Origin of the sequence: Paenibacillus sp. FSL H8-0332 (assembly GCF_037963835.1) — a bacterium.
Classification (GTDB): Bacteria; Bacillota; Bacilli; order Paenibacillales; family Paenibacillaceae; genus Paenibacillus_AQ; species Paenibacillus_AQ rhizoplanae.
This window is the reverse complement of record NZ_CP150145.1, coordinates 4,604,224-4,630,923: the sequence shown is the minus strand read 5'-3', so window position 1 is coordinate 4,630,923 and position 26,700 is coordinate 4,604,224. Positions and strand designations below refer to the sequence as shown.

Annotated in this window: 29 protein-coding genes; all 29 read left to right on the top strand. The window is 49.1% G+C overall.

What is annotated here, in order from left to right:
- The first annotated feature begins 11 nt into the window (after nucleotides 1-11).
- The 29 genes from spoIIIAE to NST43_RS20045 all read left to right on the top strand — a co-directional run bounded on the left by spoIIIAE (nucleotide 12) and on the right by NST43_RS20045 (nucleotide 26,331).
- Nucleotides 12-1,316 (top strand): stage III sporulation protein AE, encoded by a 1,305-nt coding sequence (spoIIIAE, locus tag NST43_RS20185; protein ID WP_339225481.1) that lies wholly within the window; start codon nucleotides 12-14, stop codon nucleotides 1,314-1,316.
- A gap of 24 nt (nucleotides 1,317-1,340) precedes the next feature.
- Nucleotides 1,341-2,141: a stage III sporulation protein AF gene (gene spoIIIAF, locus NST43_RS20180; RefSeq protein ID WP_339218959.1), complete on the top strand. Its 801-nt coding sequence runs from the start codon at nucleotides 1,341-1,343 to the stop codon at nucleotides 2,139-2,141.
- 17 nt (nucleotides 2,142-2,158) lie between these two features.
- Complete coding sequence (spoIIIAG, locus tag NST43_RS20175; protein ID WP_209984380.1) at nucleotides 2,159-2,797, top strand: stage III sporulation protein AG; 639 nt, start codon at nucleotides 2,159-2,161, stop codon at nucleotides 2,795-2,797.
- A gap of 108 nt (nucleotides 2,798-2,905) precedes the next feature.
- A complete protein-coding gene (locus tag NST43_RS20170; RefSeq protein ID WP_339218958.1) occupies nucleotides 2,906-3,826 on the top strand; it encodes a SpoIIIAH-like family protein in 921 nt (306 codons plus the stop codon).
- A 277-nt stretch (nucleotides 3,827-4,103) separates the two neighbouring features.
- The gene (gene accB, locus NST43_RS20165) at nucleotides 4,104-4,613 is read left to right on the top strand and encodes an acetyl-CoA carboxylase biotin carboxyl carrier protein (protein ID WP_339218956.1); all 510 of its coding nucleotides are present in this window, start codon (nucleotides 4,104-4,106) and stop codon (nucleotides 4,611-4,613) included.
- A gap of 56 nt (nucleotides 4,614-4,669) precedes the next feature.
- A complete protein-coding gene (accC, locus tag NST43_RS20160; RefSeq protein ID WP_209984369.1) occupies nucleotides 4,670-6,013 on the top strand; it encodes an acetyl-CoA carboxylase biotin carboxylase subunit in 1,344 nt (447 codons plus the stop codon).
- A 119-nt stretch (nucleotides 6,014-6,132) separates the two neighbouring features.
- On the top strand, nucleotides 6,133-6,549 hold the full coding sequence (locus NST43_RS20155; RefSeq protein ID WP_209984367.1) for an Asp23/Gls24 family envelope stress response protein: 417 nt from the start codon (nucleotides 6,133-6,135) through the stop codon (nucleotides 6,547-6,549).
- Nucleotides 6,550-6,621: 72 nt separating this feature from the next.
- Nucleotides 6,622-7,161, top strand: coding sequence for an alkaline shock response membrane anchor protein AmaP (gene amaP / locus NST43_RS20150; protein WP_209984364.1), 540 nt, complete (start codon nucleotides 6,622-6,624; stop codon nucleotides 7,159-7,161).
- A 15-nt stretch (nucleotides 7,162-7,176) separates the two neighbouring features.
- Nucleotides 7,177-7,410, top strand: coding sequence for a DUF2273 domain-containing protein (locus tag NST43_RS20145; RefSeq protein WP_209984361.1), 234 nt, complete (start codon nucleotides 7,177-7,179; stop codon nucleotides 7,408-7,410).
- A 140-nt stretch (nucleotides 7,411-7,550) separates the two neighbouring features.
- Complete coding sequence (gene nusB, locus NST43_RS20140) at nucleotides 7,551-8,000, top strand: transcription antitermination factor NusB (protein WP_036698385.1); 450 nt, start codon at nucleotides 7,551-7,553, stop codon at nucleotides 7,998-8,000.
- Between the two features lie 86 nt (nucleotides 8,001-8,086).
- On the top strand, nucleotides 8,087-8,944 hold the full coding sequence (gene folD / locus NST43_RS20135) for a bifunctional methylenetetrahydrofolate dehydrogenase/methenyltetrahydrofolate cyclohydrolase FolD (protein WP_209984358.1): 858 nt from the start codon (nucleotides 8,087-8,089) through the stop codon (nucleotides 8,942-8,944).
- Between the two features lie 9 nt (nucleotides 8,945-8,953).
- Nucleotides 8,954-10,327, top strand: a complete 1,374-nt coding sequence (xseA, locus tag NST43_RS20130) for an exodeoxyribonuclease VII large subunit (protein WP_339218951.1) — start codon at nucleotides 8,954-8,956, stop codon at nucleotides 10,325-10,327.
- Nucleotides 10,311-10,568, top strand: coding sequence for an exodeoxyribonuclease VII small subunit (xseB, locus tag NST43_RS20125; RefSeq protein WP_339225480.1), 258 nt, complete (start codon nucleotides 10,311-10,313; stop codon nucleotides 10,566-10,568). Before xseA ends, xseB begins: the two co-directional genes overlap by 17 nt.
- Nucleotides 10,555-11,502, top strand: coding sequence for a polyprenyl synthetase family protein (locus NST43_RS20120; protein ID WP_339218949.1), 948 nt, complete (start codon nucleotides 10,555-10,557; stop codon nucleotides 11,500-11,502). The genes xseB and NST43_RS20120 overlap by 14 nt, the downstream gene beginning before the upstream one ends.
- 96 nt (nucleotides 11,503-11,598) lie before the next feature.
- On the top strand, nucleotides 11,599-13,512 hold the full coding sequence (dxs, locus tag NST43_RS20115) for a 1-deoxy-D-xylulose-5-phosphate synthase (protein WP_339218948.1): 1,914 nt from the start codon (nucleotides 11,599-11,601) through the stop codon (nucleotides 13,510-13,512).
- Between the two features lie 41 nt (nucleotides 13,513-13,553).
- Complete coding sequence (locus NST43_RS20110) at nucleotides 13,554-14,441, top strand: TlyA family RNA methyltransferase (RefSeq protein ID WP_339225479.1); 888 nt, start codon at nucleotides 13,554-13,556, stop codon at nucleotides 14,439-14,441.
- Between the two features lie 97 nt (nucleotides 14,442-14,538).
- Entirely contained in the window at nucleotides 14,539-15,015 is a 477-nt protein-coding gene (locus NST43_RS20105) for a hypothetical protein (RefSeq protein WP_339225478.1), read from the top strand.
- Nucleotides 15,016-15,041: 26 nt separating this feature from the next.
- Complete coding sequence (argR, locus tag NST43_RS20100) at nucleotides 15,042-15,491, top strand: transcriptional regulator ArgR (protein ID WP_209984344.1); 450 nt, start codon at nucleotides 15,042-15,044, stop codon at nucleotides 15,489-15,491.
- Between the two features lie 48 nt (nucleotides 15,492-15,539).
- Nucleotides 15,540-17,267, top strand: a complete 1,728-nt coding sequence (recN, locus tag NST43_RS20095; protein ID WP_339218947.1) for a DNA repair protein RecN — start codon at nucleotides 15,540-15,542, stop codon at nucleotides 17,265-17,267.
- Between the two features lie 114 nt (nucleotides 17,268-17,381).
- The gene (spoIVB, locus tag NST43_RS20090; protein WP_339218946.1) at nucleotides 17,382-18,515 is read left to right on the top strand and encodes a SpoIVB peptidase; all 1,134 of its coding nucleotides are present in this window, start codon (nucleotides 17,382-17,384) and stop codon (nucleotides 18,513-18,515) included.
- A 197-nt stretch (nucleotides 18,516-18,712) separates the two neighbouring features.
- A complete protein-coding gene (spo0A, locus tag NST43_RS20085) occupies nucleotides 18,713-19,531 on the top strand; it encodes a sporulation transcription factor Spo0A (protein WP_209984338.1) in 819 nt (272 codons plus the stop codon).
- Nucleotides 19,532-19,712: 181 nt separating this feature from the next.
- On the top strand, nucleotides 19,713-20,687 hold the full coding sequence (locus NST43_RS20080) for a tyrosine-type recombinase/integrase (RefSeq protein WP_339218945.1): 975 nt from the start codon (nucleotides 19,713-19,715) through the stop codon (nucleotides 20,685-20,687).
- Nucleotides 20,688-21,135: 448 nt separating this feature from the next.
- Entirely contained in the window at nucleotides 21,136-22,086 is a 951-nt protein-coding gene (locus tag NST43_RS20075; RefSeq protein ID WP_339218944.1) for a hypothetical protein, read from the top strand.
- Between the two features lie 247 nt (nucleotides 22,087-22,333).
- Nucleotides 22,334-22,756, top strand: a complete 423-nt coding sequence (locus tag NST43_RS20070; protein ID WP_339218943.1) for a hypothetical protein — start codon at nucleotides 22,334-22,336, stop codon at nucleotides 22,754-22,756.
- A 775-nt stretch (nucleotides 22,757-23,531) separates the two neighbouring features.
- A complete protein-coding gene (locus NST43_RS20065) occupies nucleotides 23,532-23,732 on the top strand; it encodes a hypothetical protein (RefSeq protein WP_339218941.1) in 201 nt (66 codons plus the stop codon).
- Entirely contained in the window at nucleotides 23,729-24,343 is a 615-nt protein-coding gene (locus NST43_RS20060; RefSeq protein WP_339218939.1) for a hypothetical protein, read from the top strand. Before NST43_RS20065 ends, NST43_RS20060 begins: the two co-directional genes overlap by 4 nt.
- A 180-nt stretch (nucleotides 24,344-24,523) precedes the next feature.
- The gene (locus NST43_RS20055; protein WP_339218938.1) at nucleotides 24,524-24,835 is read left to right on the top strand and encodes a hypothetical protein; all 312 of its coding nucleotides are present in this window, start codon (nucleotides 24,524-24,526) and stop codon (nucleotides 24,833-24,835) included.
- A 95-nt stretch (nucleotides 24,836-24,930) separates the two neighbouring features.
- Nucleotides 24,931-25,131: a hypothetical protein gene (locus tag NST43_RS20050; protein WP_339218937.1), complete on the top strand. Its 201-nt coding sequence runs from the start codon at nucleotides 24,931-24,933 to the stop codon at nucleotides 25,129-25,131.
- A 57-nt stretch (nucleotides 25,132-25,188) separates the two neighbouring features.
- A complete protein-coding gene (locus NST43_RS20045; RefSeq protein ID WP_339218935.1) occupies nucleotides 25,189-26,331 on the top strand; it encodes a hypothetical protein in 1,143 nt (380 codons plus the stop codon).
- Nucleotides 26,332-26,700: the final 369 nt, after the last annotated feature.

Genomic DNA, 26,700 nt, shown 5'->3' with positions numbered 1-26,700 from the left:
AGGTGAGGGGAATGCAGGAGCATAGTATTTTTCGGCCGCCAAAAGGGGTAAAAGCGCTCTTGCTTCTGCCAGCCCTGCTGCTGGTGCTCCAGCTGCTTCTGCTGTGTGGAAACACGGCGAGTGCTACGAGTGCTACAAGTGCTACAAGTGCTACAAGTGCTGCAAGTGCGGCTCCGGCTCCGTCAGCACCAGCCACAGGCGGCAGCGGAGGCCGGGCGTCTCCCGTTGACCAGTGGGTGAAAGGGCAGGTGGAGCATCTGCCAAAGGACAAGGTGGAGTCTTACTGGGACCAGCTGATGAAGGATTACGGGGGATTTTTCCCGGAGGGCCGGACGCCTTCCTTGATGGATATGCTGCTGCCGGGGGATAAGGGCTTAAGCTTCAAAAGCGTCTTGTCCGGCCTGATGAACTTCATGTGGCATGAGGTGCTCTACAACGGCAAGCTGCTGGTCACGATTGTGATGATCAGTGTGCTGAGCATGATTCTGGAGACGCTGCAGACCGCTTTTGAACGGAAATCAGTCAGTAAGATCGCTTATATGCTCTGCTACATGGTGGTGCTGGTTATCGCCGTTAACAGCTTCAATGTTGCTATCGGCTATGCCAAGGATGCCATCGACCGGATGATCGACTTCATGATGGCTATGATTCCGCTGCTGTTCGCGCTGCTGGCCTCGATGGGCAATATCGTCACGGTGTCGGTGACCCATCCGCTGATCGTGTTCATGATCCATACCGTAGGCACGCTGATTCATACGCTCGTCTTCCCGCTGCTGTTCTTCTCGGCAGTGCTGCATCTGGTGAGCGCCATGTCGGAGAAATACAAGCTGACCCATCTGGCAAATCTGCTGCGCAATATTGGGGCCGGACTGCTCGGAGTGTTGCTAACTGTGTTCCTCGGCGTGATCTCGGTCAGGGGGATTACCAGCTCGGTTACAGACGGTGTGACTATACGCGCCGCCAAATATATTACAGGGAATTTCGTGCCGGTGATTGGTAAAATGTTCGCGGACGCCACGGACACGGTGATCTCGGCCTCCCTGCTGGTGAAGAACGCCATCGGGCTGTCGGGAGTTATCATTATCCTCTTCCTGTGCGCGTTCCCGGCAATCAAAATTCTGATCCTCGCCCTGATCTACAATCTGGCCGCCGCCGTCATGCAGCCGCTGGGCGAGACACCGATTGTGACCTGCCTGCAGACGATTGGCAAAAGCATGATTTACGTCTTCGCTGCGCTGGCCGCGGTCTCGCTGATGTTCTTCCTGGCGGTAACCATCATGCTGACTGCGGGCAATGTGACCGTGATGATGCGATAGAACGAAACGACAAGGAGGTACGCCATGTCCTGGCTCAGCAGTTGGCTCCATGAGCTGATTCTCGTCGTGCTGATGGCAGCATTTGTGGAGATGCTGCTGCCCAGTAAATCCATGGAACGCTACGCCAGGCTGGTGCTCAGTCTGCTGGTTCTGCTGACGATGCTCAGCCCGCTCGTCTCTCTGCTGAAGGGGGATGCCAGCAAGGAGCTGACCGTGGCGATGCAGCAGCAGGAGAGAAGCGGAGGGCTGCTGTACGGGCCGGGCGACGCACCGGATTCGCTGGACAAGATTCTGGCAGACGGGCGGATGCTCGCCGCCGGAGCACGTGACCAGAGCTTGAAGCTGGCTGCCGAGGAAATCGCCGGCCAGATGCGCGACCAGATTACCGGGAGCACCGGGCTCGGCGGGGTGAAGGTCACGGTGGCGCTGGCTATGGGGCCGAATCCAAGTGCGCCACTGGGCGAGGAGGTGCCGCTAATCTCTTCGGTCACGGTAGCTCTTCCGCCGGAGCAGGGCGTCACCGGGGGCACTGTCCCGGGCGCTGGTACCGCTGCCCTCCCGTCAGCTGCGCCCATTCAGATTAACCCTGTGAAGCCGGTCCAGGTCAGCCTGGAGGGCAGCGGCGGGGAGGGTGAAGCGCAGGAAGCGGCCTCCTCAGGGGGTTCGGCTCCGGCGTCATCCTCTTCCGGGAGCGGCACTGAGGGAACGCAGGAGACCCAAACGGAGGAAGCTGGAACGATTATCAAGCTGCTGGAGCAGAACTGGAACCTGGACCCCGCTCTGATCAAGGTGCAGAGCAGCGGGGCCGGTACCGTGAAATCATAAGAGGAGGCTGTTAATCAATGGGCAATTGGCTGAAAAAGCTGGAGCAGTGGGCCGGAGGCGGCAACGGCAGCCCGAAGCGCAGCCACACCTTCCGCTGGCTGATCATTATCGGCCTGCTGGGCGTTGCGATCATGCTGTTCAATTCCTTCGTGAATGTGAAGAAGCTGGACAACGAGAACACGGGACGTGAACCGCCGGACAGCGAGGCCTCGCAGACGGTCCTGCAGCCGGAGGCCGGGAGCGCGAATTCTTTTGACAGCATCGAACTGGCGATGGAGAACCGCACGAAGGGGATTCTGGAGAAGATCGTGGGGGTCGGTACTGTGGATATCATGGTCACCGTAGATTCCACAGAGGAGATTATCGTGCAGCGCAATATGAATGACTCGCAGCAGCAAAGTGAAGAAACGGATGCCAGCGGCGGTAAACGCCATACCACCCAGTACACCAGGGACGGCCAGATCGTCACTTACACCCAGTCAGGGAACGAGGCTCCGATCATCACCAAGCGGGTGAAGCCTCAGGTACGGGGAGTGCTGGTGGTCGCCAAAGGGGCAGAGAACAAGGTCGTGCGCAGTCTGATTGAGCAGGCGGTTGAAAAAGGGCTTAACGTACCGGTCTACAGGATTTCTGTTGTCCCGCGCAAGCAAGAATAGGCATGTCTCCGATAACCCCGGCATATGCTTTAACAGAAGAGGCTTGTACGATACACACGGGCACACACGACAAGAGGGCTGGCAACAAAATTATAGGAGGTATAAACAATGAAGGGCAAAAGACAAACGATTTGGCTGGTTTCTATGCTCAGTTTGATGGTAGTGCTCTCTGCATATTATCTGTTCACGGAAGATTCGGGTGCTCCCCTCCCCAAAGAAACCGCAGGCAGCATCCAGGTGGACACCATAAAAGACGGGACGGGCGGCGGGACAGCCACTACGCTGGACAGCGGACTTGTCATCAAAGAGGTCAACACGAACAAAGGGATTGCGGTAGGAACCGTGGATGACAGCAGCAAGACCGGCAAGGATGAAGTGGCATCGACAGTGACAACTGAGGACAGTACGACTCCGGCCGTGATAGATGACAGCAGTGTGATTGCTGACAGCAGCAACACAGCTACGGATACAACTGCTGCAACGGATAAAGCGACCACAGCTACGGCTGACAAAGGCAAGGATACGGCTGCCACCAAAGACAGCAAGGACAGCAAGGAGAATAAGGACACTAAGGACAGCAAAGACAGCAAGGATACGTCGGCCGCTGTAGATAAAACTCCGGCGAAGGACGATAAGGCAATCCTGGATGAAATGGCTTCGCAGAGCGTATCAGCCAGCAGCCTGTTCACGAACTACCTGTACGAACGCGAGCAGAAGAACCTGAAGGACCACAATGATCTGCTGGCGCTGATTAACAATATGGATAAGACCCCGGCCGAGAATGCTACAGCCCAGGAGCAGCTCAGCAAGCTGGAAGAGAAGGAATCCAAAATCACCGGGATTGAAGAAAAGCTTCAACAGAAATACGGTGAGGCGATTGTGAAAGAAGAAGCCGGTGACGCCTACACGATCGTGGTGCTCAGCGATAAGCTGGATGTGAAGCAGGCCGTGGGCATCGTGGATTTTGTAATGAAGGAACTGAGCGTTACCCAGGACAAGATTAAGGTCCAATACGTCTCGGAGCAGTAAGCCCGCTGAATAAAATCACAGAAAATAGAATAAAATGCCGAAAGAGCCCGGGCGCGTCCCAGGCTCTTTCCATTTCTAGCGTTTGTGATATAATACATAAAGTTATCGATGCATAGAAAAAGAAGATTACGCAGGCAGCGGTTACACAAGATAGCGATTCAAGAGAATCACAGAGCAGACCGGCTTCACAGGTGTGCTTCTCAGAACGGATAGCGTACCCTGCCCAGCCTGCGTCCCAAATTGGCTTCGAGAGAAAGCTGAAGGAGTGAACGATCCAATGTTCAAGTTAAGCGAGATTAAGGAATTGATTCAATTGCTGGACCAGACTTCCTCCGTGCACGAGCTGGAGATTGAAAGCGAAGGTATGAAGCTGGCTATCCGCAAACCGGATCGCTCTGAAGCTGAAGGAACAGTAATTCAGGCGGCTCCTTATACCTATCCCTTTACGCCAGCCCCGCAGCCGCAAAGTCCGCAGATTATTGCCCCTCCGGCTGTCAGTGAAGTTCCTGATGCGGCGCAGCAGCCCGCAACCTCCGCTGAAGGCGCATTACATAAAATCGTCTCGCCGATGGTAGGGACCTTCTATAGTGCCGCTTCACCGGAGACGCCTTCCTTTGTCAATGTCGGAGACCGGGTGAATGAGAAATCCACAGTCTGCATCATTGAAGCAATGAAGCTGATGAATGAGCTGGAAGCTGAAGTGCAGGGCGAGATTGTCTCTGTTCTGGTTGAGAACGGCCAACTGGTGGAATACGGCCAGCCGCTGTTTCTGGTGAGAGCGGAATAATTGCCGCGAGAATGAGGAGGAGCTTGCAAGCTTCGCTAAACTTTGGGAGGAACCGCATGAACATTCAAAAAGTGTTGATTGCTAACCGCGGCGAAATTGCGGTCCGCATTATCAGGGCCTGCCGCGAGCTGGGTATTGCCACCGTGGCTGTCTATTCGGAGCCGGACCGCGATTCCCTGCATGTCCGCCTGGCTGATGAGGCGTACTGCATCGGACCGACACCCGCCAAGGACAGCTATTTGAACTTTACTAATATTATGAGCGTTGCTACGCTGACGGAATGCGATGCCGTTCATCCCGGCTATGGCTTCCTGGCCGAGAATGCCGATTTCGCCGAGATCTGTGAATCCTGCAATATTACTTTCATTGGCCCGTCTCCGGATGCGATTACGCGGATGGGCGACAAGGCAGTAGCCAAAGAGACGATGAAGCAGGCGGGAGTTCCGATTATTCCGGGCTCCGACGGGATTGTCGGCGACTTGGATGAAGCCGTGATGCTCGGCCGTGATATCGGGTATCCGCTTATCGTAAAGGCTACGGCAGGCGGCGGCGGCAAGGGCATCCGCATCGCCGAGGATGAAGAGTCACTAGTGAAGCAGATTACCGCTGCCCAGCAGGAAGCGCAGAAGAATTTTGGCAACGCCGGAGTCTATCTGGAGAAGTTCCTGACCGGCATGAAGCATGTGGAGATTCAGATCATCGCCGATAATCATGGCAACGTAGTCCATCTGGGCGAACGTGACTGCTCGGTGCAGCGCCGCCGCCAGAAGCTGGTGGAGGAAGCGCCTTGCTCCATCCTTACACCGGAGACCCGTGAGGCGATGGGCCAAGCGGCTGTAAGGGCCGCACAAGCGGTTAATTATTCTGGTGCAGGCACCCTGGAATTCCTGCTCAGTCCTGACGGTCAGTTCTACTTCATGGAGATGAATACCCGTATCCAGGTGGAGCATCCCGTAACTGAGATGGTTACCGGAGTGGATCTGATCAAGGAAATGATCTCTGTGGCAGAAGGCAACACACTCTCCTTTACCCAGGAGGATATTGTCATCAACGGATGGTCGATCGAATGCCGGATCAATGCCGAGGACCCTGAGCGTAATTTCATGCCTTCTCCCGGCAAAATTGGCTTCTATCTGCCTCCCGGCGGATTTGGAGTGCGGGTGGACAGCGCGGCGTACCCGGGCTATACCATTTCACCTTTTTATGACTCCATGATTGCCAAGCTGATCGTCTGGGCCCCGACGCGGGATGAGGCGGTCGCTAAGATGAAGCGTGCACTGGCCGAATTTGCGGTGGAGGGCATACATACCACGATTCCATTCCACCAGAGACTGCTGGAGCATCCGGTGTTTTTGGACGGTAACTTCGATATCAAGTTCCTTGAAGAGTATGAAATTTAGGACGACTTCTCATGGTTTGTCATAAAGTTCGTCAAATGATATAGTATGTTTAATAAGAGGCGTACTGCCCGCTTGAAGTGCCCCTACAACTTTTTTGCTGGAAAGGTGTGAAGTCCAAAATGAGTACATTGCCGACAGAATATGAACGTACGGAAATCGGTGAAATCCAGATCGCTCCTGAAGTGATCGAGGTGATCGCCGGTTTGGCAACCGTTGAGGTGAAAGGTGTGGCCGGAATGAGCGGCGGTTTCGCCGGCGGAATCGTGGAGCTTCTCGGACGCAAGAATTTGTCCAAAGGGGTTAAGGTTGAGGTAGGACAGCGCGAGGCTGCGGTGGATGTGTCTGTTATCATCGAATACGGCTACCGTCTTCCGGAAGTAGCTGCCGAAATCCAGCGCAATGTTAAGCGTTCCATCGAAACCATGACCGGTCTGACCGTTGTGGAAGTGAACGTGCATATTCATGATGTGCAGTTCAAAAGCAATACAAGCATTGACAAGAGCGAAGATATCGATGCGGTTATCCGTGTGAAGTAAAGGCTTTGTTCGTCCTAAACCCTCGGGCAGTACGTCGAGGGTTTACCTTAATTTAAGGAGGTTGTGAGACTCGTGGCCAAAATTCTGGACAGGCTTCTGCTGTTCCTTTACAGCTTAAGTATTGGAATACTATCTGTAATTGCCATCCTCCTCTTAAGCGGTGTCATTCCGGACAAGTATGAGATTTCGGACGGACCGGCGGTCTATATCACTGCGATCTCCGTGGCCGTCATTCTGTTCCTGCTGAGCATCCGCTTCTTCTACATTTCCCTGCGCCGCGACCGTGCCTCCCTGCCGTCTGTTGATCAGCGGACAGAGTACGGGGATATTCAGATCTCGATGGAGACCATTGAGAACCTGAGTCTGAAGGCTGCGGGCAAAGTGAAGGGCATCCGTGACCTGAAATCGCGCATCCGTGTCTCGCAGGCAGGTCTTGAGATTATGATCCGTGCGGTCGTCGACGGCGAGCATTCGCTGCCTCTGCTTACTACGGATGTACAGCGCCAGGTGCATGATTTCGTACAGGAGACAACCGGAATTCCGGTTGCCGATGTGTCTGTATACATTGCTAACCTCACACAGTCACCAAGCTTCAAAAGTCGAGTGGAATAGAGGTGAGTTTCCCTTATGTCCTGGAGAGAAGTATGGGGAAGTCACGGAGGTAGAATTACCGGAGTTGCCTTCGGTGTCTTTCTCGGATTGATTTATCTGATTAGCGGTTTTTGGGATATGCTGTTCTTTGCACTGGTAGTGTTCATCGGATATACGTTCGGCAAAAGAAAGGATACCGCGCAGGGTCCCCTGTTTCAATGGCAGGAGATCGTAGAGCGGCTGTCCGGACGCTGGCGCCCCTTCAAATGAACCGCGATAGTCTTTCTCCCGGAAGCCTGGAACCCGTTACTTTGAGTTGCTGACCTGCGGAAGAAAGGCTGTGCGGTTTTTTTTGGAATATAAGAAGTTATATCAAAACAAGAATGAAAGTTAGTTCGTAGGAGGAACACATGAAGAGACGTTTAGCGAGAGAAATTATTGTGCAAAGCCTGTACCAGATGGAAATGAACGATGTTGAGGTTACCGAGGCGGTTGACATGCTGATTGAAGAGGCGGCGGATGAGAACGAAACCGAGCGCGTCATTACGGATGAGATCGAACTGAAAGCTTATGTAGTTACGCATGTCAACGGCGTGTGGGAGCACAAAATGGCGATTGACGATATGCTGGAGCATTACCTCAAGGGCTGGCAGATGAGCCGCCTGTCACGCGTGGACCGTCAGATTCTGCGCCTGGCCACCTTCGAGATGATCTTCGCCAGCGATGTGCCGGCCAAGGTGTCTGTCAATGAGGCGATTGATCTGGCCAAGCATTTCGGCACAGAAGATTCCGGTAAATTCGTGAACGGCGTCCTTGGTAAAATGATTCAGGATGTGGATACGCTTAGAGCTGAGCTGTAATTCAGCCTCTGATTCGATTCAGTTTCAGCAGCAAGCGGCAGTAACAGGCTTATAAGCCTTCAATAGACAATAGGGGAGAGACTTACATGACAGCAGCGATTATCAGCGGTAAACAGGTATCGGACGACATTCGGATCGGGATTGCCCGGAAGGTTGCAGACTTAGCAGAGCGCGGCGTGAAGCCGGGTCTAGCTGTCGTTCTGGTCGGTGAAGATCCGGCTTCCCAGGTCTATGTGCGCAACAAGGAGAAGTCCTGTATAGAGCTGGGCTTCCATTCCGAGGTGCACCGGCTGGATGCCGCTACTACCCAGCAGGAACTGCTGGCACTGGTGGCAGACCTGAACGGCCGGGGCGATATTGACGGCATACTCGTTCAGCTGCCGCTTCCGAAGCATATTGAAGAGAAGGCTGTGATTGATGCTATCTCGGTAGAGAAGGATGTGGATGGCTTCCACCCGGTCAATGTGGGGAATCTTGTCATCGGGGACGACAGTCTGCTTCCCTGCACGCCTGCCGGGGTGATTGAACTGATCAAGCGGACTGGTACGGACATCTCCGGCAAGCATGCTGTAGTGATCGGGCGCAGCAACATTGTGGGCAAGCCCGTATCCCTGCTGCTGCAGCGTGAGAACGCCACTGTAACCATGTGTCACTCGCGCACAGCGAATATGGCTGAGCTTAGCCGTCAGGCCGATATTCTGGTGGTAGCGATCGGCCGTGCCAACTTCATTGATGCCTCGTTCGTGAAGCCAGGCGCAATTGTGATTGATGTCGGCATGAACCGTCTGGATACCGGCAAGCTTGCCGGGGATGTTGATTATGAGAGTGCCCGGGAAGTTGCCGGGTTCATTACGCCGGTGCCGGGCGGAGTGGGACCGATGACCATCACCATGCTGATGAGCAACACGCTGATCGCGGCCACACGCCGCCGCGGCCTGAAGTAGGCCGGACTTATGGCAGCAGAGCGGCAGATTTACTCCATTAAGGAGCTTAACAAATATATCCGCATGAAGCTGGATTCGGATGCGCTGCTGTCCGATGTATGGATTCGCGGTGAAATCTCGAATTTCACCCATCACGGAAGCGGGCATATGTACTTCACGCTGAAGGATGAGAGCAGCCGGATCAAAGCCATCATGTTCGCTTCGCATAACTCACGGCTGCCGTTCGTGCCGAAGGAAGGCACGAAGGTACTTGCCAGGGGAAATGTGACCGTATATGAACGGGACGGGCAATACCAGTTCTATGCGACACATATGCAGCCTGACGGAATCGGAAGCCTGTATCTGGCTTACGAGCAGCTGAAGAGCAAGCTGGAAAAGGAGGGCCTGTTCGCAGCGGAGCGCAAGCGTCCGCTGCCGCAATTCCCGCGCTGCATCGGGGTTGTGACCTCCCCAACAGGAGCGGCGGTGAGGGACATCATCATCACCCTGCAGCGGCGCTATCCTCAGGTGGCGATTGTTCTCTACCCTGTACTTGTACAAGGTAAGGGGGCTGGCCCGTCCATTGTACAGGCCATCCAGAACCTGAACGCCATGGGCGAAGCCGATGTACTGATTGTCGGGCGCGGCGGCGGCTCCCTGGAGGAGCTGTGGGCCTTCAATGAAGAGGGCGTCGCCCGGGCGATTGCGGCCTCCAGGATTCCGGTCATCTCGGCTGTGGGCCACGAGACCGACTTCACGATCGCCGATTTCGCCGCCGATCTCCGGGCGGCCACCCCTACGGCAGCGGCGGAGCTCGCTGTGCCGAGCGCAGCCGAGCTGGCCGGGCAGCTGCGCATGACCCGGCAGCGGCTGCGCCAAGGGCTGCTGCGCCGCTCGCAGCGCGGCGGCGAACGCCTCGCTGCACTGCAGCGCTCGCTGGCGCTGGCCGGCCCCCGCCGGCAGCTGGCTCAGCACGCGCAGCGGCTGGACATGCTGCGCGCGGCCCTGCTCCGCGCAGCAGAGGCAAGGCACAGCCGCGCGCAGGGGCGCAGCGCGCTGCTGCACCAGAGCCTGCAGCGCTTCCATCCGCTTAGCAGCGTCAGCGCTGCCCGCCGGCGCACGGATGGCCTCACCCGTGAGCTGACGGCGGCCATGCAGGCGCGTCTTGCAGATAAGCGCGCGCGGTTCGGGGCTGAGCTGCGCCATCTGGATGCGCTCAGTCCGCTTAAGGTCATGTCACGGGGCTACAGCCTTGTGTATGACGAGAAGGAACAGCATTTAATCAAATCGCTGAAGGAAGTAGAGCTTGGCGATGTGGTCAACATAAAGCTTAATGACGGACAACTAAACTGCCACGTATGGGGAATGAAGGAGGATGGCAAAGCGAATGGTGAAGGAAGCTGAACTGGATTTTGAAGGAGCCATGGAGCGCCTGGAGGGTATCGTGCGTGAGCTTGAACACGGTGACGTTCCCCTGGAGAAGGCGATTGATTTATTCCAGCAGGGAATGAAGCTCTCGCAGCTATGCGGCAGCAAGCTGGAGCAGGTGGAGCGCAAGATTGAGATGATTACTGTAGAGGATGGCGAACTGCGCAAGAAGCCGTTCGGCAGCCGGCTTGAAGGCGATAACGATGAGTCATTCTGAGCTAGAGCCATCGGGCCGTTCGGCAGCACCGCAGGGCCGCGAACCGCTGGAGCAGTATATAGCGGACGTTAGCCGCTGGGTTACGGCGGCTCTGAGCCAATCCATACCGGAGCAGTGGGACGTCCCACAGGTACTTAGAGAGTCGATGGAATACTCGCTGCAAGCTGGTGGTAAGCGCCTGCGGCCGCTGCTGGTCACCGCCGCCTGCGAAGCGCTCGGCGGCAGCCGTTATGCTGCACTGCCTGTAGCGGCAGCGATTGAAATGGTGCATACCTATTCCCTGATCCATGATGATCTTCCGGCGATGGATAATGATGACTACCGGCGCGGCAAGCTGACGAACCATAAGGTCTTCGGGGAAGCCATGGCCATTCTGGCCGGGGATTCGCTGCTGACCCATGCGTTCTACAGTGTGGTACAAGCCTCCCGCAAGCACGGGGTTCCGGCAGAACGCGTATTGTCCATCGTGGAGGATCTGGCCGAGATGGCCGGACCGCGCGGCATGGTCGGCGGTCAGGTTGCCGATATGGAAGGCGAGCAGGGAATGACCGACCTGCAGCAGCTTCAATACATTCATCTGCACAAGACCGGCGATCTGATGATCTTCTCCTTGCTTGCGGGCGGCAGAATCGCCGGTGCGGATGAGGGCCAGCTGGCAGCTCTGCACCGGTTCGGCACACAGATTGGCCTGGCCTTCCAGATTCAGGATGATATTTTGGATCTGGTCGGCGATGAGAGCAAGCTCGGCAAAAAAACCGGCAGTGATCTCAAGCAGCAAAAAGTAACCTATCCGTATTTCATCGGCCTGGAGGCTTCGCTCGCAGAGGTCAAGCAATTGACCGCAGCAGCGCATCTTGCGATCCTGAAAGGCGGGTTCAACGACCCGTCCCGGCTGCTGGAAATTGCCGATTATTTGATGTCACGCGACCACTAAATGGAGTTTCTGCAAACGGCTGTGTTTCGGCAGCCGTTTAGTTTGTGTTATAATGGGGTTTATATTTTACAACATCTAGGAAAGCGGGGAATACTCGTGCTGCTTCCACAAATAAACGATCCTCAGCAACTCAAGTCTTACTCAGTCGGAGAATTGGCTGTACTTGCGGAGGAAATTCGTCAGTTTCTGATCGAGAAGCTGTCTGTAACAGGGGGGCATCTCGGATCTAACCTCGGGGTAGTGGAACTCACGCTGGCCCTGCATTACTGTTATGACAGTCCCCGGGATAAGATGATATATGATGTCGGTCATCAGGCTTATGTGCACAAGATACTGACAGGCCGCCAAGATCGGTTTGATACACTTCGCAAGCAGGGCGGACTATGCGGCTTCGTCAAACGTACGGAGAGTGAGCATGATGTCTGGGAAGCCGGGCACAGCAGCACTTCTCTGTCGGCAGCAATGGGCATGGCTATGGCCCGTGACTTGAAGGGTGAAGACAATAAGGTAATTGCCGTGATCGGCGATGGTGCCCTCACCGGCGGAATGGCCTTTGAAGCGCTGAACCATATCGGCCATGAGCGCCGCAAGCTCATGGTGATCCTGAATGATAATGAGATGTCGATCGCGCCGAATGTAGGAGCCATGCATAACTACTTAAGCAAAATCCGTTCGGACCGCCATTACCTGCGGGCTAAGGATGAGGTCGAAGGTCTGCTGAAGAAAATTCCGGCCATCGGCGGTCGTCTGGCGAAGACTGCGCAGAATGTGAAGGACGGTCTGAAGAACATGCTGGTACCCGGTGTTCTGTTTGAAGAACTCGGATTTACCTATCTCGGACCCGTGGACGGTCATGATCTGGAGAAGATGATCGACACCTTCCATCAGGCGGATAATGTATCAGGGCCTGTGCTGGTTCATGTGCTGACGACGAAGGGCAAGGGTTACAAACCGGCTGAAACTGACTTCTATAAATCACATGCGATCTCGCCCTACAAAATTGAATCAAGCCAGTCCATTAAGGCCGTGGAGGCGGTCAGCCACCCGATGTATACCGAAGTTTTCGGGGAAACGCTGATTGAGCTCGGACGGCAGGATCAAAGACTGATTGCGGTCACACCGGCGATGCCGGGCGGCTCGGGGCTCTTCCCGTTCGCCAAGGAATTCCCGGACCGGATGATTGACGTCGGGATTGCTGAGCAGCATGCCGCCACCTTATGTGCGGCGCTGGCGATGGAAGGAATGAAGCCGGTGTATGCCGTCTATTCCACCTTCATGCAGCGTGCTTATGATCAGATTGTCCATGATATTTGCCGCCATAATGCCAATGTCATGTTCGCCATCGACCGTGCGGGCTTCGTCGGCGCGGACGGGGAGACTCATCAGGGCGTATACGATATTGCTTTTATGCGTCATATTCCGAACATGGTGCTTATGATGCCGAAGGATGAGAATGAGCTGCGCCACATGATGAAGACGGCGCTGGACTATAATGAAGGACCAATTGCTTACCGTTATCCGCGGATTAACGGCACCGGTGTGGTTCTGGATGCTGAGCTGCACAGTCTGCCTATCGGCACATGGGAGCGTCTGCGTCCCGGTGAGGATTATGCCGTGCTTGCCTGCGGCCCGATGGTTCAGGTGGCCGAAGAGGCGGCGGAAGTGTTGAAACGTGAAGGTATTCAGGTCGGTGTGGTGAATGCGCGCTTCCTGAAGCCGCTGGATAACTCCATGCTGCTTGAATTGGCGCATGCTGGAACGGGTATGGTGGTGCTGGAGGAAGCCAGCCAGGCTGGCGGCCTTGGCAGTGCGGTGCTTGAGTTCTTTGCAGAGCATGAGATATATGATGCGCATGTCCACCTGATGGGAGTGCCGGATATTTTCGTCGAGCATGGGTCGATTAAGGAGCAACGCCAGGAAACCGGCCTTACCGTTGAAGCCGTGTGCGCACGTATTAAGTCAATGAAGGGGCTCAGCACTTATACCTATAAGTCAACCTCCACCTCGTAAGACAGGGGCGGAGGGCGGACCGAAGTGATCGGGAGATGAATATGGAACACCCTAAGGAACGAATTGATGTGCTGTTGGTGGAGCAAGGCTTCTACGACAGCCGGGAGAAGGCCAAGGCCGCCATTATGGCGGGTCTTGTGCTTGCGAACGAAGAACGGATCGAGAAGCCGGGGATGAAGGTGCTGCGGAGCTCTGTCCTCAGAGTCAAAGGAGCGCTGCACCCCTATGTCAGCCGCGGCGGCTTGAAGCTGGAGAAGGCCTTGCGGCAGTTCAGCATCGAACTGATCGGCAGGAACATGCTGGATATTGGCTCCTCTACAGGAGGCTTCACGGATTGTGCGCTTCAGAACGGTGTGGCCCATGTCTATGCTATTGATGTTGGACATAACCAGCTCGACTGGAGCCTGCGTAATGATGATCGGGTAACCGTAATGGAACAGACCAACTTCCGTTACATGACCCCGCCTGATTTGAAGGGACCGGTGCCTGACTTTGCAAGTATTGATGTATCCTTCATTTCACTAAAAATCATCCTGCCGCCGCTTATGGCGCTGCTGAATCGTCCTGCTGATATCGCTGCGCTGATTAAGCCGCAGTTCGAAGCCGGCCGCGAGAAGGTGGGCAAGTCTGGAGTCGTGCGCGAACCGGCTGTTCATAAAGAGGTGCTGGTAAACGTGCTGTCCATGGCAGCTGAACTGGGCTACACGCTTGCAGGACTTACGTATTCCCCCATTACCGGCGGGGAAGGAAACATTGAATTTCTGGCACACTGGAAGCTGTTGCCCGAAGCTACGGAGCAGGCTTCAGCGCAGCAGCCTTCTGCGGCTGAAGCACAGCCGAATAATTTCGCCGCGCTTGCCGACTCGGTCATTAAGGAAGCGAATGCAACCTTCAGCGCTGCGGGCCATGGAAACTCATCGAAGCGATGAGTTTCTTTTGCTGCAAATATAAGTAATTAGTAATTATATGTTGTCGCCCGGAAGCAGGATTTCACCCGCCCTCGCGTCGAATAGAATCACCGAGGTGATGGGAGTGGCGAGCTCGGACAAGGCTGTAGTGGCACTTATGGGCATTACGGCGGCAATCTTTATCCTTTATAGAATCTATATCTGGCTGCAAGGGTCCCCGGGTTCCTTCATGAAGGATCGGGTGCCGATCAACAAGGTCATTCAGCCGCATCCGTCCATCAATCTGCTGGAGGATGCGGGTTACGAGGTCATCGGCGGCAAGCTGAAGATTCCGCTGTCTTTTCAAGTGAATGGTGCGCCGATGTACAGCAGACTGTTCATTGATTACGTAGCCACCAGGAATGAGGAGCATTACTATCTGGTCATCCTGTCCCGCCCCCGCAAGGAGCTTGAACTCACCGGCAGCGGACTCCGGGACTATATCCTTCCTTATCTGCTGATCTATCCGGATTGCAGCGGGGCACTGTATGTGGATACGGTGAATTCCAACATTCATGTGATCAATTTCGGCAAGGACGACGGAGAATCCAGTTAAGCACAATATAAATACAGGAGGCAACAATGAAGGGACACCGACATATCAAGATTAGAGAAATTATCTCGCAAAAGGAAATCGAAACCCAGGATGATCTGGTCGAGGCGCTGCGGGAAGCCGGATTTCAAGTTACCCAGGCTACCGTATCCCGCGATATTAAGGAACTGCTGCTGATCAAGGTGCCGATGGATGACGGCCGTTACAAATATTCCCTGCCCACTGACCAGCGTTACAACCCGACCCAGAAGCTAAAGCGGGTGCTGGTGGACAACTTTGTACAAATCGACTTTTCCGCGAATCTTGTGGTGATGAAATGTCTGCCGGGAACGGCTAATTCTGTGGCTGCGCTGATCGATAACATCGACTGGCCGCAAATTATGGGCACGATCTCCGGAGACGACACGATCCTGATTATCTGCCGCCAGCCGGAAGACAGCAAGGACGTCATTGCACAGATTATGGGTTATATTTCTTAAGTTGCTTATGGATGGACAGGCAATCAACTTGTCGGAGGTGCTGTATTCGTGTTAGAGACATTGTCTATACGCAATCTGGCCGTGGTTGAGGCGGTGGATGTGCATTTTTATCCGGGGTTCCATGTCCTTACAGGGGAGACCGGTGCAGGGAAATCAATCATTATAGATGCGCTGGCACTCATTGCCGGGGGACGCGGTTCTGCTGACTCCATCCGGTATGGGTGTGAGAAGGCCGAAATGGAAGCGCTTTTCAGTCTGCCGGGAAGCCATCCGGTCTGGGATACGCTGGAGCGGCTGGGCATCGGAGCAGAGCGTGAGGAGCATCTGGTGGTCCGCCGGGAGATTACCTCTCAGGGGAAAAGCACCTCGCGCGTGAACGGCCAGATGGTCAACCTGAGCATGCTGCGTGAAATAGGGGAGCAGCTGGTCAATATTCATGGACAGCATGAGCATCAGAACCTGCTGAAGGCAGAACGTCACCTGGGCCTGCTGGATACCTATGGAGAAGCGGTGATCGGGCCGCTCAAAGCGGATTATCAGGAGAAATATACAGCCTTCGCCAAAGTGGAAAAAGAACTCCGGGAACTTCAGGAATCCAGCCAAAAGGCGTATCAGATGCTGGATTTGTACCGTTTTCAGCTGGAGGAAATTTCTGCTGCGGGACTAAAACCGGGAGAAGATGAATTACTTGCCGAAGAACGGGTAAAACTATCCCACAGTGAGAAAATGATGGATTCAGTATCCGGCGCATACGAGCTGCTGTATGACAAGCAGGGGCTGGAGTCCATTGGCAATGTAATCTCCAGGCTTGAAGATGCGGTGAGGTATGACGAAAAGGGTCTGCGGGCAGTCTTCGAGCAACTACAGTCGGCTTATTATCAGCTGGAGGATGCGGCGTTTCAGCTGCGCGACTACCGGGAAGAGATCGAGTTCAACCCGGCCCGGCTGGATGATATTGAGAATCGTCTGGACCAGATTACCGGCCTGCGTCGTAAATACGGAGATAGCGTTGAACAGATTCTGGAGTATTATCAGCAGATTGAGCGGGAGACTGACCTGCTGGAGAATAAGGATGAATATACCCTGAAATTAACGGCTAAACGCGATGGCCTGCTTCATATCTTAATGGAAGCGGCTGGAGCTCTAAGTGGAGCGCGGCGGCAATGTGCGACGGATCTTGCTGCACAGGTGGAGGTTGAGCTGAAGGATCTGCAGATGGAGCGGACCTCACTCCAGGTGAAGATGGAGACGCTTGAAGATCCGCGTGGTATGGAGTATCAGGGACGGCGGTACCGTCTGACCCGGCAGGGGATCGACAGCGCTGAATTCATGATCTCCCCGAATCCCGGCGAGCCGCTTCGTCCGCTGGGCAAGATCGCCTCAGGGGGGGAGTTGTCGCGGATCATGCTGGCGATGAAGAGTATTTTTGCACGGCATGATGCCATTCCTGTACTCATCTTCGATGAGGTGGATACCGGGGTCAGCGGACGGGCGGCCCAGTCCATTGCGGACAAGCTCTACAAGCTCTCCTCCACCTGCCAGGTGTTCTCCATTACCCATCTGCCGCAGGTGGCCTGTATGGCGGATCATCAGTACCTGATTGCCAAAAAAGTCGAAGATGGACGCACGATGACTGAGGTGGACTCCCTCTCGGCTGAAGGCCGCGTGATGGAGCTGGCCCGGATGCTGGGCGGTGTGGAAATTACCGAAAAAACATTGCATCACGCACAGGAGATGCTGGGTCTGGCCGAGGCCAGTAAGGCAGCTGTAAGCTAAGCGGGACAATGATTGACAGTAATAAAAGCCTGGGGGCAAGGTTATCTTATAGGTACGCAATTGGCGACCACCTTTTTCGTCAAGCGAAAGAAGCAAAAGGGAGCGTGACAGCCATTGAAGCCTAACCTCAGGAAGTTAATGCCCGGCCTTTTATTTGCCTTCTTTCTCAGTTTATCAGGCATAACGGGACCCTCACAGATCCACGCAGCACCGCTTGAACATCAACCGCTGAGGGCGGTACAGGGAACCGAGAATGAACTTAAGGTCATCCCCGGGGGTCAGACGATTGGCGTAAAGGTGAAGTCGGCAGGCGTGCTTGTTGTAGGCCATCATCTGATTGAAGTATCGGAGCAGTCCAAGATTTCACCCGGCGAGAACAGCGGCATCCTGCCCGGCGATCTGATGATCTCGATCAACGGAGTGAAGCTGGACGAGGTGTCCAAGGTAGCAAGGCTGGTCGAGCAAGCCGGCCGGAGCAATGATTCTTTAAGCATCGTCTACAAACGCGGCGGTAAAGAGCACACAGCTCAGCTGAAGCCCGCGTATGACCGCACAGACAAGGTGTGGCGGCTCGGGCTTTACATCCGTGATTCCGCAGCAGGTGTAGGGACCCTCACTTTCTATGCCCCGAAGCAGGGTGTATACGGGGCCCTTGGGCATGTCATCACTGACATGAACACAGGTACGCCGATTGTGGTGGGCAGCGGTCATATCGTGCAGTCCAGCGTCACTTCGATCTCGAAGAGCCAGGATGGCGATCCTGGCGAGAAACGGGCTCATTTTTTGAAGGAAAGCCAAGTTCTTGGGAATGTGGAGAGCAACACGGATTTCGGAATATTCGGTAAAATGACCCGTAATCCCGAGCACAGCCTGTATCAGGAGCCGATTCCGGTGGCCATGAGCACTGAAGTGAAGGAAGGTCCCGCACAGATTCTTACCGTAGTGGACGGTCAACAGGTCGAACGCTTCAACGTGGAGATCATCCATGTGGCCCGTCAGCAGACCCCTGCCACTAAAGGCATGGTGCTGCGCATCACCGACCCCCGCCTACTCGATAAGACCGGAGGGATTGTCCAGGGGATGAGCGGCAGCCCGATTGTCCAGAACGGCCGTCTAATCGGTGCAGTGACCCATGTGTTCGTCAATGATCCCAAGTCAGGGTATGGCTGCTTCATTGAGTGGATGCTTAGGGACTCAGGTGTGGTTCAACAGGATCAGGAGCTTCAATACAATCTTAAGGCGGTTTAGCCTTAAGATTTTTTTGTCGAAGGGCAGCGATTATCCTCGAAACCTGAAACAAAATATTTAATTATAAATCAACACCGAAAAAAAATAAAGAAAAATAATTTTCGACAGAAGGATATTCAATCCTGATGTCGAAAGTTATAGGGAGAGAAGATGATCATTATTTTCCGAATAGCAGATATCTAAGGAGGAAGCAGCCAGTGCAGAATATTGAAGTGTTGTTGGCCGATGATAACAGGGAGTTCACGAATTTGCTCGCCGAGTACATTACTGAACAAGAAGATATGACCGTGACAGGCATTGCCTATAATGGGGAAGAGGTACTACAGATGCTCAGCGGAGCACGCAAGATCCCCGATGTCCTTATCCTTGATATCATTATGCCGCATCTGGACGGCCTCGGCGTTCTGGAACGCCTGCGTGATATGGATCTGAACCCTCAACCCAAGATCATTATGCTGACTGCTTTTGGACAAGAGAATATAACGCAGAGAGCCGTTCAGCTTGGAGCCTCTTATTATATTCTGAAACCGTTTGACATGGAGGTTCTGGCGAACCGTGTACGCCAGCTGGTGGGTACGCAAGGCAGTATGAGCACTTCCGCAAACATGTCCGGCTATTCTTCTTCCAGATTTTCCAGTAATGTGGTTCCGCTGTCCAAGGGCAAGAATCTGGATGCCAATATTACCTCGATCATTCATGAAATCGGCGTCCCTGCGCATATCAAAGGCTATCAGTACCTGCGTGAAGCCATCACCATGGTCTATAACAACATTGAGATTCTGGGTGCCATCACCAAGACGCTGTATCCGGCTATAGCCGAAAAGTTCAAGACCACGCCGTCCCGCGTTGAACGCGCCATCCGCCATGCAATTGAAGTCGCCTGGACCCGTGGCAATATCGACAGCATCTCCCACCTGTTCGGCTATACCATTAATATCTCCAAATCCAAGCCAACTAACTCGGAATTTATTGCCATGGTCGCCGACAAGCTGCGCATTGAGCATAAGGTGTCTTGAAAGGGCTAGGGCAGTGTGTGGTAAGGGATTGTTGAGGGATATTTCGATATTTTAGGTAATGCAAGGATACCGATAAATATCGGAAAAAGGTCAATCTAAACCGATAAATGTTTTTTACCATGAGCTATATATACCGCTATTTATTGGGTTTCCAAAAATCCAATAAAAGGCGGTATTTTTTATGACTGATTTTGAATTTCAAATTGAAAACTTCATGCTGTATTGTTCTTCAAAAAATCTATCCCGTAAAACAATGGCAGGTTATGAGCAAGCATTAAAATTATTTTGCTTGTATTTAAAAGATGAATTTCAGATTGAAGAGGTAGCTAAGGTACAAACAGCTCATATACGCCAATACATCAAGTTTCTTCGGGATAGGGGTAAATATACTGTTGTAAACGTAGAAGCATCGAAACAAGTCAATCATCCAGAAAGTCGAACAGATTATAAAAAAGAAATATCTACAGCTACAATCGCAAACTATGTTCGGAACATCAAAGTATTCTTTAATTTCCTCTATGATGTCGAGAAAGAAATACCCAAGAATCCAACAGCAAAGATTGAAAATCCCAAGGTAGAAAGAAAAATGAAAAAAACCCTAACTCCAGAGCAGATAAAAAAGGTTTTAACTCAATTTGATTGTTCAACCTTTCATGGATATAGAAATTATGTGGTGACGCGACTATTGCTGGATACTGGTATGAGAATAGGTGAATGCCTATCACTCTTTCCGGAAAGTGCCGACTTCAAGCATAAGAGCATTCATGTAACCAATGCGAAGAACAAGCAAGAGCGGTTTGTTTATTTCTCCTATAAAACAGCGAACGAGTTAAAAAAATGGATGAGCTATAGAGATAGGTATTCGGACTCCCCGTTTCTCTTTCCAACGATAAGGGGAACCCAGTTAGAGATCAGAAATTATGAGAAGGCTTTACGTGATGCTGGTCAAAAAGTTGGTATTATGATTCATCCACATCAATTGAGAAATAATTTCGCTAAGTATTACATATTGAACGGTGGAGATTGGTTCAGTCTATGCAGAATTCTTGGACATTCGTCTGTAGAAGTTACTCAACGGGCTTATCTTGATTTCTCAGATGAAGAAATCGGTAAGAAGTATCAAAAGCATAGCCCACTGACCTTTATGGATATATAGCTTCTCAGAATGACGTAGAAAAGTTTCAATAAATGGAGTGGCTAGTTTGTCCTCGGAGGATTTAAATGGTATACACGGTGTTTAGTAATTATCAGAAACTCAATGAGTCCGAAGTAATTAAAAAAATTGGATTCCGAAACAACGCCTTAGTATTACAATACCGTGATACAAAGCACTAAAGTGGCTTATAGCCTTAGTAATTGAGCAAATTAAATCCAAGATGAAAATTCAGTTTGCTATTCTCAATTTTAAGTGTATCAATAGAGGCTCTATAATCGAGCCTTTTTATTTTTTGTGTAGATTATTTATTGAGTATTAGGTACATGGTTTCGATTAAAGCTGTTAGTGTATTCTGTCTTTCTATTGACAGGTGAAAATTAAAATGATATAATACATGTATTGATTTAATTATCAACCGCAAATTAAAATGATGTTAGGTGTTGTGAAAATGGAGAGTTACTTTAATCCAGAATATAAACTTGGTTTTTTAAGTGGATATCCCAAAAGGACTCAGACCACCTATAGTTACATTTTTCAAAAGAGCAAAGATTTAGAAGTACAAAAGCAAAAAGATTTATGTGAATTTGATTTATCTGAATTTATCGACTTTTTTAAAATATTAGACATGAATTATAACTCTAGTGCTCAAAGTAGCGGTAGGATAGTGACTGCTTATGTGGATTGGGCTATTAAAAAAAAAATAAAGAGTAATAGTGATAATATTCTTAATAGAGTTGATACAAGATGGTTTCGAAATTTTGTGAATAAAGATGCAAAGATATTCTATACTAAGCAAGAAATTATTAATATTATTGATAAATGTAAAAACCCTCAGGATGCTGTAATCATCAGTTTAATATTTGATGGTGTTCAGGGTAAAGCTGTTAGTGAACTTCGTAATCTTAAGGAAACTGACGTGGATGATTTAACTGGTCAGGTAGCTTTAATTGACGAAGACGGCTCTACAAGAAAAACTTATGTTACTCAATTAAGTCTAGATTTGATTATGGCAGCATATGAAGAACCTTATTATTATAAAAGTAATGGTCTAATGGATGAAAGCAGTAATGTAAGAAACTATACAGAACTAGTTGGTGGTCTATATATTATTCGGAGTTCAAATACTGGTAAAATAAAAAATCTAGGTCCAGCAGATAAATTTGTAATTTATCGTAGGATTAGTACTATAGAAAAGGCGTTAGGATTAGATAATTTTACCATTAAGAATATATCGCGTTCCGGGATGCTGAGCTTTGCAAATGACAAAATGAAACAAAAGAGAGTACCTATAAATTTATCTTTGCTACTAGATATATGTAATATTTATAATGTGAAATCTTATAATTCTATAAAGGAATTCGTGACTGAAGATAATGTTTATGATTTATATGGAGTGTAGATGAGGAATTAATCCTCATTTAACATATAACAAGCGTAAATTAAAATAAAGGAGTTGTTGTTATGAGCTTTGTTGATGTATGAATACTGAGGAAAAAGAGGAATATATTAACCAAGAAAAAGAAAAAAAGATTCACGGGATAGCTACAGATAGTGAAGAAGTAGAATGAATAAAACACTAATAAGGTATAAAAAAATGACTCTTAATTATCAAGCGCAAATTAAAATAAATTACGGAGGTATTCTATATGAACAATATTACTCTTGATGGTGATCAGTACGTATCAAACGTTATTAATGAAACACTATACGAATTTATTAAAAATGCTGTTGGAGAAGTACATCTGCAAATGGAAAAAGCAAAGATTATGCATAAATTAGAATTATTAATCGAATACCAACAAATGTTTATAGAAATGTTCGATCCCTCTGAACTTGAAACAATAGAGAAAACTATGAAGAAATATAGAAAACGAATAAGTACTTTAGATTCCGAAATTATTACCTATCACTTATTGAGGGGAATAGATTCAAAAAACATTTTGGGTTTAGATAAAAGTGAGTTTTTAGACATGCTTAATACCATAGAGGAATGCATGGAATTTGAGACATCCCCGATGACACTTGAACAAGTAAAGTCAGCGTATAATTTAATTGAAAAGGAAGTATGATAAATTAAAAAGATGAAGTAGTAAATTCTTAATAATTTATTGATAATTGACATATATTGACAATCAACTGATTTTATAGTATAATAGAAATATAAATCAGATAATTAAATCTAATTATGTAGCGATCTAAGGAGACGAGAGATGGTCTCCTTATTTTGTATTACCAAAAAATGAAAGGAGATTGTAAATGACAGAAAATGAAGAGCTTAGACTTCTTAGGTTCAAGAAGCGAATTACGTTAACAGAGTTAGCTGCGTATCTCAAATGTTCAAGAGGACATGTAGGGAATTACGAGAATGGACGGGTTGGTATGAACCACAAAAACAAAGAAAAATACAAGAAATATATCCTAGAGAAATGAGGTGAAGAAAATGAGTTTATGCATTGCAGTAAATTACCCAGGTAACTACGTAATGATATTTGGAGATGGGCGCATCACCAGAGGGGATAAGGTGGTCAGTGATAGTCATAAGAAGTTAACTACACTTAATGACCATGTCTCCATGTTCTGTTCAGGTGTGCAAGATTACTGTGAGGAGTTGCGATCAATCGTATCTAAGCAAGTGAGCGAATTAACTTCTATTGATCAAATTGCAAGCATCGTAATGAGAGAGTCGAGAGAGGTACATCCACCTATCCAACTTACTACGAGGTTAATCCAAACGGGGCATGTCTGGCTACGGTTATTGCGTTTTACGATGTATCAAAGAATGAAAGCGGAATGGTTGAGTATTGTCATACGGACAATTTTGAACCACATATTACAATCGCTCCTATGATGACTGCAAGAGGCATTGCACAGGATATCGCTCTAGACTACCTACCTAAGCATTTCGACCCTTACAAGGCAATTGAGAGCGTTCTGGGCACGTATAAGGTTGTGAGTAAAGGAGAGAAAGGTGTAGGTGGGATAATAAATGTGAATGTAATCTCTAAAACTGGAACAAAAGCATATGAGGTGAGGGATAATACATGAATGTAAAAATGGGCGCTAACGCACGAATGTCATGGGATCAAATCACAGATCAACCAAGTATCCCGACTGTTCCAAGTTTTATTAAAGCAACATACATTGACTCAGTTTCCATACAATCACCTAATATTTATGGTGGAACAGTAGCAATTGGTAGTTACAATAACGTGTTCAAAGCGGACTCTAACGGTGTTTACTTGGGTAATGGCACATTTGCTAATGCACCTTTCAAAGTAAGCATGGATGGAAAGCTAACAGCGCTAGATGGGACATTCACTGGTTCAATTATAGGTTCTACTATTACTGGTTCAACCATTAAAACTGCAGCTTCGAATGAGGGCTATCTTGAACTCTCTGGTAATGGGTTAGTTTCAAAGAATAACATTAACGAGAAAAACGGAGTAGCTATAGACAGCGGAAATTTTTCGTCAATTGATTTCTATTATCGCAATGAATATAGAGGTGGGCTTGCTCAGACAGCGGGTAATTTAGCGCTAACTACTACAATGGGACCAATTATTATTGAAGCAGCTCAAGCAAGTAGCACCATGTTCAGAGGGAAAGTGGATTTCACATATGCAACAGTTACAGGTATTGTGGCTAAGTTTGGATGATTTATCAAATAAATGAGGAGAATATTAATGAAAGTGTGTGGCAAATGCAATAGATGTCTGTCGTATGATAACTTTTACAACCAGTGTAATACCAAGGATAGAAAAGCGAATTACTGCAAGAAATGCAAAAAAGATCATGCTAAAGAGAGGGTTGAGAGACTTAAGCGGGATGATCTAGCTATGTATTTATTAAATAAATCATGTTATGCGGCATTTGAAAGAGGTAGGGCAACATATATTCGAGATGGCTATGAGAATGTTGGATGTAGCTTTGATAATGTGAAAAGTTTCTTTGAAGCATTATGGGATGATGAGGTTTTTAGACATGAGTGGATTGCTCAAACGAATGTGTATGTTGCAAATAATTATATTTATAAGTATCGCCCCACATTGGACAGAATTGATCCTGAACATGGTTATGAAAAAGGTAACATAAGGATGCTTCCACAATGGATAAATGTTTCTAAAGGATATTCAAAACGAGTTATTTAATGTATCTCGAAATAATTCAATAGAAATATTCAACATGTTTCCGCTAATCGTACGGAAGCTTATTTTGCGTGAATATATTTGAAAGGAGATAAGTTATGTTTTCAGAAAATGAGTTTTATTATTGCTACAGTATGAAGCTATTCAAGTTTTTGCGTATGGATAGAAATATAAGTTTTATTTGTTCAGGGCTTCATGAAAAGTCGATGCAAAAGTTTTGGCAGTTCAAGCGAACTGAAGAACTGAAGAAAGCTTTGATGGATTTTAGTCAGCACCATTATGGTTCTAAGGATGAATAATGGCTCTTGTTTTGTGTTTAATTAATTAGTGTTAAATTATAAGGAGAAGTGGAATGTATGATTAAAAAAAGCAAAGAAAATTTTGTAGCATTTCCAATGCTAATGAGCGCCTTCGATCACAAAGGTTTATTTTTAACGAAAAATGATGTTTACGCTTACAACTTACTATATCTCATTGGTAGACAATCTATGCATAACATATGGTGGGGAAGTGTAGAAACAACAATAGTTACACTTAGCAAACAGCTTCCTATGCCATCAAAAAATGGGAATTTAAAAGAGAGCGACAACAAAAGAGAGATCAGACGCTTGTTGCTTTCACTTCATGATAAAGAGTATATAACTATTTCTTATGAAGAGGAATCACTGGAGTACGATACATTAATCACTATTAATGTTCCTGATGCATCTGAGTTGGACTCTAAAAGGGTTGAGGAGAGTTATTTGCCTAAGAAGGACAAACTCTTGAAGCATGTAGGATGGGTAGGGGTTACAGAGGAAATGTTTAATGCATGTAACAGAAATCCTTGGCATCTTCGAATTCTTATCTATACTAATTGGCGCATGAATCTTGACAATTATCTTATTTCAATGGAAGAATGGGCGAAAGTTCTTGGAGTTTCAGAAAACACAGCTGACAAGTTCACATGTGAGGTCAATATATTAAACATAGTTGATAAGATTTCAGGGGAGTTTTACACGAACGATGCAGGTGAAGTAAGACGTAAACCAAATAAGTACACTGCTGTAAGTGTTGAGACGCGTGAAAAACGACAGGAACAGTCTGAGGGTATAGAGAAAAGCGAGACGTTAACTAAAGAAGTGAATCGATATCTTTCGGCGGCTGAAGTAGCTGAAAAGACTTCGGATGAACAATTCCGTAAATCAAATTGGACTAATCCTGACCGCAATGTGTACTTAGATGGTAAAGATATTGTCATCTGGAAGGAGAGTAAATGCCCAATTGCAATAGCACATGCAGAAAAACGCTGGGCAAAAATACCGGAAAATAAGCAGGAGGAACTTATGAAGAAATACAAAGCAGAAATAGACAAGCAAAAGGGAGAACATGAATCGAAGAAGTTTGTTGAAGAAATGAGTAATATGAAGCAATCACCTGAAGAAGTTGCTTGGATGGAGCGAGAATATAAGTACATTCCGAAAGGGAAAGAATTTGATATGTCTAGTATCTTAGACTAGAAAAGTGGGTGGGGTAATTAATTACACTTGACCGTGAATATTGTTTTTCAATTCATGAGGTGTAAGTTATCTGAATAAAAACTGAAGCAAACTCAAAATCAAGTCAAATGTGACTCGATTTTGAGTTTGCTTTATCAAAAAAAGAGTCAGATTTGATTCAATTTTGAAAAACTGTTCTCAAAATCTAGTCAAATCTGACTTGGAAATGGGGAGTAGAAACAAAAGAACAGGGAAACAGAAAAACCTATTAAACAAGGGTCTGGTTTATTCTCGCTTACGCTCCCTGAAGGTCAAGACCTTAAACCCTGTCGCTTCGCTCCTGTCATGCCGCAAGCGGCATTCCTGTAACATTAACTAATGAACGCACTA